Origin of the sequence: Thermogemmatispora sp. (genome assembly GCF_019683635.1) — a bacterium.
Taxonomy (GTDB): Bacteria; Chloroflexota; Ktedonobacteria; order Ktedonobacterales; family Ktedonobacteraceae; genus Thermogemmatispora.
On the sequence record NZ_JADGIA010000193.1, the window covers coordinates 1 to 10,092 of the forward strand.

Below are 10,092 nucleotides of genomic sequence, written 5' to 3' on the forward strand. Positions count from 1 at the left end.
CCCGTTGTTAAACCCCCCCCGGGCCGCGCGGGGCGGGGGGCGCCCCACGCCCCCGCCCCCCCCCCCCGGGCGGCCGCGCTCCGGCCAGACTGCTGCCCTTGGCACTGGCTCTGGGAAGTGTTGGGGGGCCACTGCTGCCACAGGTACTGGTGGGCCGATTCCTGGTCGATTTTTCCCTGGCTGCCTTGCTCCTCGTCTGGCTCTGGCGCCGGGCTTTGGCGCGGGCCCGTCTCGGCTTTGAGCATGAAGCGCTGACGCGCTCCTTCCGCCTGGGTTTCCTGGCGCTGCTGACTAGCCTGATGCTGGCCCTGCTGGCCTCCTGGCGCGACCTGCTGGCCGTCCTCAGTCTGACGCTGCCACTCTTCTTCTTCTCTGGCCTGCTGACGCTCTCGCTGGCACGTCTGAGCACGATTCGCCGCCAGCGTCTGCGTCGCGCCGGGGATACGGGCGCCGTTGCTGATCCGACACGTCCCTGGCTGCTGGCTTTGGCCCTCCTCTCTCTCCTGATCCTGCTGCTGGTAGCCCTTCTGGAGACAATCTTTTCGTTCGTTACGTTTCAGGCCGCGATCACGCTGCTCACTCCTGTTGTCGCCAGGGCCTGGGATTGGGTAAGCGAGGTCCTCCTCTGGCTCATCGTCCTCATCCTGACGCCTTTCTTCGATCTCTTTGCTCTTGTCGTGGCCGCAGTGCGTCGTGAAGGACCGGTCCCCGCTCCCGTCCTGATTTCGCCAGCGACTCTGCGCCGCCAGTTGCTGACACAGCAAGGACAGAGCCATCTCTCTGTGCCGCCGCTCCTTCTCATGGGTGGGCGTCTGCTCTTGCTTCTCCTGATCATCGGCGGTCTCCTCTGGCTTGTAATCCGCGTTATCCATCTTGGACGCTGGCAATCCCTTGTACCCGAGGTCGAGGAGGAACGCGAGATGCTCAATCCGCTGGCACTCCTCGGCGAACGTCTGAGACAGAGGCGGGGTCAGCGTCGAAGGCGAGTCTTGATAGAGCCGCTGCCACCAACCTCGCTGCGCTGGCTCTACCGGGCCTGGCTGCAGGATCTGGCTGCCCGTGATCGGACATGGGTACGTCATCCAGCAGAAACGCCACAAGAATATCTGGCGCGCCTTCGCACTTCGCTTCCGGCAACGGCCTCAACTCAGCAATTGGTAGAGTTCGGGGACCAGCTCACGCAAGCGTACCTGCCCGAGCGCTACGGCGGTCAACCCGCTGAAGCGGGACGACTGGCAGCTCTCCGGCAATCCTGGAAGAAACTGCACACTTCCCTCTCGACCCGAGGCGGTCGATTTGATGCTCGACAGAAAAGCGAAGGTCCATCTTAACGGATCGTAGTCGACCTGGGAGCTGGCAGCGCCAGCACATGGACGGCAGTAGGGGGGAGAACCGGCAGAGGGCCGGGACCAGGTAAGCAGGCGGCGCGAAGAAAGGCCGCCCATCTCTACCTGTGCTCGGCCCTGGGTGGCTCAAGGCTCCAGCCTAGGAGCTGACGGAGTCCGCCTCAGCTCCAGCAGGATAGGGTAGGCGCCAGCGATGGGTACCGCTGCCCACCTCGGCAGCGGGCTGCTGGCGGCCCGGCAGGATGATGCTGGCTGTCGTGTTGGGCGGGACCACGACCGTCAGCTCAAAGAGACCATCGACAAGCTGCCAGCGGACTTCCGCCTGACCGTAGGGGGTACGCAGGCGAGCCTCAGCTCTGGTCAGGCCGCCGCCCGGCAGCGGGCGCACCAACAGCCGGCGATAGCCCGGTGCCGCGGGCGCCAGACCTGCAACCGTACGATGCAACCAGTCGGCCACCGAGCCGAGAGCATAGTGGTTAAAGGAAGTCATCTCGCCAGGATTGACCGATCCATCGGGCAGCAGGCTGTCCCAGCGCTCCCAAACGGTTGTTGCTCCCATTGTGACCGGATAAAGCCAGGAAGGGCACTCGCGCTGCAGCAGCAGGCGGAAAGCAGCCTCAGCGGCCCCAACACTGCAGAGCGCATCACAGAGCAGGGGCGTACCGACAAACCCCGTGCACAGGTGATAGCCCTCAGCCTGCACCAGCTCCACTAGGCGCCGGCCCGCGGCCTGGCGCAGCTCCTCATTCTCCAGCAGGTTGAATTGCAAGGCCAGAGCGTAGACGGTAGGGGCATCGCTGAAGATGCGCCCATCGGGGCTAACGTAGGCTTGTCGGAAAGCTGCCCGCACCTGGGCGGCCAGCTCTCGATAGCGCGCTTCCTCCGCGCGCAGGCCCAGCACACCCGCCGTCAGCGAGACGATCTCGGCTGAGCGAGCAAAGTAGGCCGTTGCCAGAACCTCTGGCGCCGCGCGCGCCGCCGCTGGCTTCTCTGGCGGGGCCGCCGGATCAAGCCAGTCGCCGAATTGAAAGCTCCCACGCCACAGATGTTCCGCGCCGGCCAACCGATCGAGCAGATCGACCCAGGCCCGCATACTGGGAAATTGCCGCCTCAGCAGCTCGCTATCGCCATAGCGTTGGTAGAGCGTCCACGGCACCAGCACAGCGGCATCGCCCCAGGCCGCCACCGGCAGCAGTCGCCCCTCTGGCAAAGCTGGGATGCGCCGCAAAATATCGGGCACCACGAAAGGGACAATGCCCTCTGGCGTCTGCTCACTGGCCAGATCACGCAGCCAGGAAGAGAGAAAACCGGCGCAATCGTAGAGGAAACAGGCCGTCGGCGCAAAGATCTGAATGTCGCCTGTCCAGCCGAGGCGCTCATCGCGCTGGGGGCAGTCGGTCGGAATAGAGAGGAAATTGCCGCGCATGCTCCAGACAACATTGTCATGGAAGCGGTTAAGCAGCGGCTCCGAGCAGTTGAACCAGCCCGTGCGCTCCAGATCGGAGTGACAGATCACCGCCTGGATGTCATCAGCCTGCAGCGGGCCAGGCCAGCCCTCGACCTCGGCATAGCGGAAGCCGTGGAAGGTAAAGCGCGGCTCCCAGATCTCAAGGCCGCCGCCGCGCAGAATGTAGCGATCGGTCGCCCGAGCGGTGCGCAACGGACGAGTGCACAGCTCGCCCTCCTGGAGGATCTCGGCGTGACGTAGCGTAATCTGTTGCCCTGCCTCGCCACGCACACGCAGCCGCAGCCGCCCAACCACATTCTGACCGAAGTCGAGGATCGTGCGCCCGCTCGGAGAAGTCAGGATGGCCTGCGGCGCCAGGAGGGCGATGCGCCGCACCGGCGGCGACTCGGGGGCGGCCAGCCGCGTCAGATCCCACTCCAGCAGACGCACACCGTGCCAGGCGCGGTCATCGTAGCCCGGTTCAGACCAGCCGTCCTGTTCCAGGCGCGCATCATACTCCTCACCATCGTAGAGGTCGCTGGCGCGGATAGGGCCAGTGCTGGCGCGCCAGCTCAGATCGGTGACGACGCGCTCACAGCGTCCATCGGCGTAGTATAGCTCTAGCTGGGCCAGCAGCCCCAGGCGCTCTCCATAGAGATTACGCCCTCCGCCGTGAAAGCCGAGGCGCCCACGAAACCAGCCGTCGCCCACGATCGCCCCGATAGCGTTGTGCCCCTCGTGCAAGAGCGCCGTCACATCAAAGGTCTGGTAAAGCAGGCGCTGATCGTAGCTCGTCCAGCCGGGGGCCAGCACCTGATCGCCGACAACCTGCCCATTCAAGTGAGCCTCATAAACGCCAAGGGCTGTGATGTAGAGGCGGGCCGCCGCCAGCCCTGGCGCCACCTCGAACTCGCGGCGCAGGAATGGCGCCGGTTGCGGGCGCGTCGTATCCTCATCCCAGTCGGGTGTAATAAAGCGCGCCTCCCAGTCGGAAGGCTGCAGCAGCCCAGCCTCCAACGTGACCGGCGCGCTCCAGGGCGAGCGGCTACCATCCTGCCCTTCGACACGCACCCGCACCTGTAAACGCTGCCGCGAGTGCAAGGGTGCAAAGGGCCAGGGCACCAGCACCGACTCAGCCGAGCGCAGCAGGCCGCTGCTCGCCCAGAGCTGGCCAGCGGCGTCATACGCCTCGATCTCATAGCCAGCCTGGTGCCAGGCGGGACGCTCCGTCTCGATCATCCAGCTCAGGCGGGGGCGCTCGGCACCCAGGCCCAGGACCTCCGACTCTGTATGATATTCAATCCGGACTCGACGGATGTGTAGCGCCGCCTCTCTCTCTGCTCTAATCTCGACGCCAGCGGCCTGCGCCGGATCGTGTTCGTACTGATCTCCTTCGTGATCGGTCATGCTTGCTCCTTACAGACACAGAGATTGCAGCAGCGGAAGGGCCGCGACCGCGAGCTGTTCACTCGCTTACTTGTGGCTTAGCCCTTGAGAGCACCAGCGGTCAGCCCCTTGATCACACGCTGATTGAGCAGCAGGTAGAGCAACAGGGTCGGGAAGACCGCCAGACTCACCGCGGCGAACGTCGGCCCCCAGGCCACCTGTCCATACTGGCCGGTGAAGTTCAGCAGACCCGTCTGAATGGTGCGCAGCTGATCGTTGCTGATAAAGGTCAGCGAGAAAAGCAAGTCATTCCAGAGAAAGAAGAACTGTACCAGGGCCACCGTCACCAAACCATTGCTCACCAGCGGCACCGCCACGCGCAAAAACAATTGCACAAGACCCGCTCCATCGAGAATAGCCGCTTCCAGCAGCTCGCGCGGGATGGCCTTGAAGTAGCCGGCCATCAGAAAGACCGTCAGTGGCAGCCCGAAGCCCGTATACGTAATGATCAAGGCCCAGCGTGTATCGATCAAGTCCAGATGAAAATAGATCGTAAACAGGGGCAGCAGCAGAATCTGCAGCGGCACCATAATACCCGCCAGGAAGAGCAACAGCACGAGATTGCGCCCACGCCAGCGCATAACCTCCAGCGCGAAGCCGGCGGGCACACTCAGGGCCAGGATCAGCGCCAACGCCGGAAAGACAGTCAGCACGCTGTTGAGAAAGTAGAGGCCGATATTGCCGGTGGTCCAGGCCTCGACATAGTTCTGCCAGTGCAGGCCCGCGGGCAAGGCCCACAGCGGCCTGAGTGAGAACTCCGCGTCCTCCTTAAACGAAGAGAGCAGCAGCCAAATCAGTGGATAGATCTCGATCGTCAGGAGCAGCAACAGGAGGAGGCGCACAGGAAGGCGCCATAGCCAGGACAGACGGCGTCGGCGCGGCTGACGCTGGGAGCGACTCCGCGGCGACCAGCGAGCTACGCGGGTGAAAACAGGGGCCGGAGCAGGCCGGGACGATCTGGCAGCCACATCAGAGCGCATCATTGAAAACGGCCTCCCTTTTTAGTCTGTTTCTTCCCTGTCTATCTCTTGTCTTGCAACGACATTGAAACTGGCGCAGGTCCTTAAACCAGAAGATAGGCTGGCTAGCTGATAAGCGCGGCTCAGGCCACATCGCGGCGCGCTGAGCCAAAGATCATGATGGTCACTATCAGACTGAGCACAGCCAGCGCCATTGCCAGAGTACTGCCATAGCCGTACTGGCCATAAGAAAAAGCAGTATTGAACATATAAAGCGTCAGCGGCGTAGTAGCCTGGCCGGGGCCGCCCCCTGTCAGGGCCAGGATGCTGTCGAAGACCTTCAGAGTTCCATTGATGCTGAAGATCAGGGCTGAGAGCAGGATCGGCAGCAGCAGCGGTAGAATCACGTGCCAGACGAGACGCAGGCCGGAGGCGCCATCGACGCGCGCGGCCTCGATCAGCTCGGCGGGGATCTCCACCAGGCCGGCATAGAGCAGCACCGCGTAGAACCCCATCGCGCGCCAGATATCCATGAGAGCCAGCACCCAGAAGGCCGTTGATCCCTGACCGAGCCAGGCTTGAATCCAGCCGTCAAGATGCAGCAGCGCCAGCCCGGCATTCACCAGGCCATATTGCGGAGCAATGGCGAAGATCTTAGCGAAGAGCTGGGCCACGGCCACCGTCGGTAAGACCACGGGAAAGAAAACCAGCGTACGCACCAGGGCCGAGGCCCGGCGCAGATAGAACACATAGAGCAAAGCCAGCAGCAGGCCAAGGAGGATCTGACCAGCCGTCACTGTCACGGCATACTTCAGCGTAAAGACCAGGGCCTGCCAGAAAGCCGCATCGCTCAAGAGCTGGCGGTAGTTCTGCAGCCCGACGAAATGGAAACCGCCGATAACATTGCCCTCGAAGAAGGTATAGACCAGCGACCAGACGATTGGCAGCAACACCACGCCGCTATAGACCAGTAGAGCCGGTCCCACCAGGAGCACAATCGCCCGCCGGTTGCGCAAGATCTGTTCCATACGGAGAGCACTCCCTTTCTCTCTCTCTCTCTCTCTTGCTTGCTTCTCCCTGTTAGGGCCTAGTCCAGGAGCCGAGGATGGCTGTCTCTGGCGCGCAACGGTGGGAGGGAAGGCGCCGGGGCCTTGCCGCTGGCGGGCGAGCAACCAGGCTGGAGAAGGGGCGTCCCCGGCCCAGATTGAATAAGGCAAGGTCCGGCGCCTCACAACGCGGCGCTCACACCAGGATCGCGCGCCTGCCGTGCAGAGGAAGATTAGCCCTGGTCAAGCGCCTGCTGAATAGCGGCCATGAAATCCTGCGGAGACATCGCTCCGGTCACCAGAGGAGCCGCATTCTGCTGCGACAGAGTGGTGGCCTTGGTTGAGAAGAGAGCCTCAAACCAGAGCACCGGCTGCTTCACCTGGCCGATCAGATTGAGCACCAGCCGCGTCAAGGCCGGAACAGAAGCCGGCTGCTGATGAACGACGAAACCGGTGACGGCCCCTTCTTTCGCGAGCGCGACGTCGCCATAGTGGCGAGCGACGTAGGCCAACCAGTCGCCGGCGGCGCTGTTATATTTGGCCTGGTTGACAGAGGTCGTCTGGCCGGCGTTCATCGGGGCCTGGTCGCTGGTGCCGCTGCCGCCGGCCACCGTCGGGAAGGGGAAATAGCCGACGGCCTCGGCCCCGATCTTATTGCGGGCCGGATTGTTGAAGTCGCGCAAGGCCCAGCTACCCATGTAGAAGATGGCGGCCTTCCCCTGGAGGAAGAGATCTTCAGCGGGATCATAATCCAGCTCGGCGACGCCCTTCCCGAAATAGCCTTGCTTCCCCAGGCTGGCCACAGCCTGGGCTGCCTCAACGTAGCCAGCGTCGGTCAGCCTGGCCTGCCCGTTTTTGACGCGCAGCAGGGCCTCGGGGCCATACTTGCGGAAGAGGTAGTTGCCGATCAGGCGCGTCAAGGGCCAGCCCTGGATGCCCGAGGCGGCGAAGGGCTGAACGCCGTGCTGCTGCAATTGACCAGCCAGGCTCACCAGCTCGTCCCAGGTCTGCGGCGGCTGCAACCCATAGCGCGTGAAGATGCTCTTGTTGTACCAGAAGCCTTCGATATTTAGCTCAAAGGGGAGAGCCAGCAGCTGGTTGTTGAAGAGCTGTTTGACAATGGTAACAGCGGCGGGCACAAGCTGGTCCAGAACCCCCAGTTGTCGAAAGGCTGCCTCCAGATCGAGCACCTGGCCATTCTTCTGCAGTTGAAGCAGGGTATCGACGGGAGGACTGTTGTAGAGCAGAGGCAGGGCACCTTGCCCGGCCAGGAGCTGCACTTTCTGGTAGATATTCGTCTGAGCGACGTAGTCGACGGTGAAACTAACGCCGGGGTGGGTCTTGGCGTAGTCGGTAGTGATGGTCTGCAGCACCAGGGGCCAGCCGGTGCCGGCTTGCTGGACCGAGAGGAAGTGAATGGCGAGTGAGCCGGAGCCACTGCTCCCGCCTCCAGACTCGCCGCCACAGCCACTCAGCAGAGCGGCCAGTCCAAGTGTAGCGCCTCCAGCCAGGCGCACAAACTGGCGCCGATTCAGCAGAACCCTGGGGTCGCGATCGTCGGTGGTCTGCATAGGCGTCGATCCTCCTCTGGATTGCTGACCCAAGCAAGAGGGCCAGCGCATCTGCATTGCATTGCATCGCATCGCCTCACCTCGCGTCGGCAGGCAGACAAACGCTGGCTGGTTTTGGCTCTCCGTGGCTCGCTGCGGCCCCTCTCGCAGCAGCCTGGGCGGGCCTCCACTCGCACCGTACCCGTCGCCTTGGCTCAAGTGGGCCACGTTGCCCGCGCTCCTTCGCGCTCAGTGAGTTCGATCTGCCATGATGAGCGCGCTTCCCGGGTGTCCGGCCCGGCTGCCGTCACTGGCAGGGCGGGCCTGCGCCACGCTCCTCCTCCTGGTGCTTCTCTGCTCGCTTACCAAACTTGCCCGCCCGCCGCCTGACAGGTTGGTTTCCTGATCGCCCGCCTCTCAGGGGTGGCCTCCGGCGCTGACAAGTTAAGTAAGTAACTTAAGTAAAATAGGATTAGTAGATAGTATAGTCGGGTGCGGGGAGCTTGTCAATGGGCGAGGAGAACAGCGCAACGACTGAGCTGGCGAAGGGGGATAGTTTGCCCGCTGAGATGGAGGGAGGGCGCAGAGGCAGGAGCAACTCGAGCTTGACGCCGCAGGCTTTTTGCGCTACCATTTTCCTTACTAACTTAAGAAAGGCGGTGGCGGAACTGGCCGCGCAGGGACAACCTCGGAAGGCGGCGGATCGTTTTTTGATCCGTGGCATTAACCAGAGCATTGTCTTAAATCTCATTCGTTCCCATGCCCCGATCTCGCGTCCGCGGCTGGCGGCCCTCTCGGGTTTGAGCCAGGTGACGGTTATCAAGATTGTCAACAGCCTGCTGGAGCGTCAGCTCATTCTGGAGCGCGAAGGGATGGAATCGACCGGTGGGCGCAGGGCCGGGCTGCTGGAGCTGCATCCAGAGGGCGGTTTTGCCATTGGCCTGATTCCGCAGCCCGATTCGCTGACGGCGGCCATTGTCAATCTGACGGGTGATCTGGTGATGGCGCGTCAATGGCCGTTGACGCTGGCTGGTCATCAGCAGCGGGTCATAGAGCTGATAGCGGCCTGCGTTGAGGAGCTGCTAAGCGGTGGTGAGCTGCCGCGGGCGCGCGTGATTGGGCTGGGTCTTGGTCTCAGTGGCCTGATCGATGCCGAACGGGGCTGGTGTCTGCAGTCGCACATTCTCGGTTGGAAGGAGCTGCCGATCAGGGAGCCATTAGAGGAGCGGCTGGGCCTGCCGGTCTTTGTCGATAATGACGTCAACTGTTTGGCCATCTACGAGAAGCTCTTTGGGCTGGCGCGGGCCTACAACCATGCGCTGGTTGTGGCCATTGGGCGCGGTGTGGGCCTGGGTCTGATCCTCAACGGCGACCTCTACCGTGGGGCCTTTGGAGGGGCGGGTGAGTTCGGTCATACAGCGGTCGCCCTCGATGGGCGGCGCTGCAACTGTGGGAATCGCGGCTGTCTGGAGACTTATGTCTCGGAGAGCGGTATTGTGCAGAATTATCTGGAAGCTGTTCAGGCGGCGAGCGCGGTCCCGCTGCAGCTTGATCCGCTGTGGCAGCCACCCACGCCGACCTTGGGCGAAGTCATTGCGCGTGCCAGAGCAGGTGAAGAGGCGGCGCGGGCGGCCATTGGGCGTGCTGGTCTTCTCCTGGGGGTAGCTCTGGCCAATCTAGTCAATCTGCTCAATCCCGAGTGCATTATTCTCTCCAGCCCCGATACCTCCCTTGGCGTCAGCGATCTGCTCCTTGATTCGCTGCGTACCACCTATGAGCAGCATGTCTTTGCGCAGATGGGTCGCGACCTGCGCTTTCTGACGGTCAAGAAGCCAGGCTACGAGAGCTGGGCCCGCGGAGCGGGCAGCCTGGTGCTGCGCCACTTTTTCGCACCGCCAGCTCAGCTGCGTGCCGAGCCGGGGCTGCCGGAAAGCTAAAGGGCTGAGGGATTGTAGGACGGGGGTGGTGCCAGCCCGTCTGTGCACGGCTTGCTCTCGCTTGTCCCCTCAGAAGGGGAGCAGTTGACCCCTGTTTGTCCTCCCGCTGGGCTGGCGCCCTGGCTTCTCCTCGGGTACTGTCTTCTCTATCAGATCAGCGCTGAGCTGAAGGGCATGGAAGCGAGCGGCGGCCCCGGATTGCCCGCGCCCTCCGGCTGCCAGTCAGGTCAGCAACCTGGGTGTGGCCTGTGCCCGCCTGGTCTGGCTTCGCTTCTTGTCGCTTCGTGGCGCTCGTGTGCCTTATGTCTTTCGCTGACTTGCGGGAGGACCCACTGCCATGAACCTTGAGCAAGGCCACAGC

6 protein-coding genes are annotated in these 10,092 nt (G+C 63.1%); 2 read left to right on the forward strand and 4 right to left on the reverse strand.

From position 1 onward, the window contains the following. Window positions 1–98: 98 nt before the first annotated feature. Window positions 99–1,331 carry a DUF4129 domain-containing protein gene (locus IRZ31_RS17345; protein WP_297155938.1) on the forward strand — a complete coding sequence of 411 codons (1,233 nt, stop codon included), beginning with the start codon at window positions 99–101 and terminating at the stop codon, window positions 1,329–1,331. Between the two features lie 154 nt (window positions 1,332–1,485). On the opposite strand, the gene IRZ31_RS17350 is transcribed toward IRZ31_RS17345, so the two are convergent. From IRZ31_RS17350 to IRZ31_RS17365, 4 genes are all read right to left on the reverse strand, one after another. After that, window positions 1,486–4,200, reverse strand: a complete 2,715-nt coding sequence (locus tag IRZ31_RS17350) for a glycoside hydrolase family 78 protein (RefSeq protein WP_297155940.1) — start codon at window positions 4,198–4,200, stop codon at window positions 1,486–1,488. A 77-nt stretch (window positions 4,201–4,277) separates the two neighbouring features. Further along, complete coding sequence (locus tag IRZ31_RS17355) at window positions 4,278–5,222, reverse strand: carbohydrate ABC transporter permease (protein WP_297155941.1); 945 nt, start codon at window positions 5,220–5,222, stop codon at window positions 4,278–4,280. A 119-nt stretch (window positions 5,223–5,341) separates the two neighbouring features. After that, window positions 5,342–6,226 (reverse strand): sugar ABC transporter permease, encoded by an 885-nt coding sequence (locus IRZ31_RS17360; protein WP_297155943.1) that lies wholly within the window; start codon window positions 6,224–6,226, stop codon window positions 5,342–5,344. Between the two features lie 251 nt (window positions 6,227–6,477). After that, complete coding sequence (locus IRZ31_RS17365; RefSeq protein WP_297155945.1) at window positions 6,478–7,815, reverse strand: ABC transporter substrate-binding protein; 1,338 nt, start codon at window positions 7,813–7,815, stop codon at window positions 6,478–6,480. A 584-nt stretch (window positions 7,816–8,399) separates the two neighbouring features. Here IRZ31_RS17365 and IRZ31_RS17370 point away from each other — a divergent pair. Then, the gene (locus IRZ31_RS17370; RefSeq protein ID WP_297155947.1) at window positions 8,400–9,731 is read left to right on the forward strand and encodes an ROK family protein; all 1,332 of its coding nucleotides are present in this window, start codon (window positions 8,400–8,402) and stop codon (window positions 9,729–9,731) included. Window positions 9,732–10,092: the final 361 nt, after the last annotated feature.

What these genes read in the sequence shown, in the direction of transcription:
- IRZ31_RS17350 (WP_297155940.1), bottom strand. Translation starts at nt 4,200, where the DNA reads ATGACCGATCACGAAGGAGATCAGTACGAACACGATCCGGCGCAGGCC.
- IRZ31_RS17355 (WP_297155941.1), bottom strand. Translation starts at nt 5,222, where the DNA reads ATGATGCGCTCTGATGTGGCTGCCAGATCGTCCCGGCCTGCTCCGGCC.
- IRZ31_RS17360 (WP_297155943.1), bottom strand. Translation starts at nt 6,226, where the DNA reads ATGGAACAGATCTTGCGCAACCGGCGGGCGATTGTGCTCCTGGTGGGA.
- IRZ31_RS17365 (WP_297155945.1), bottom strand. Translation starts at nt 7,815, where the DNA reads ATGCAGACCACCGACGATCGCGACCCCAGGGTTCTGCTGAATCGGCGC.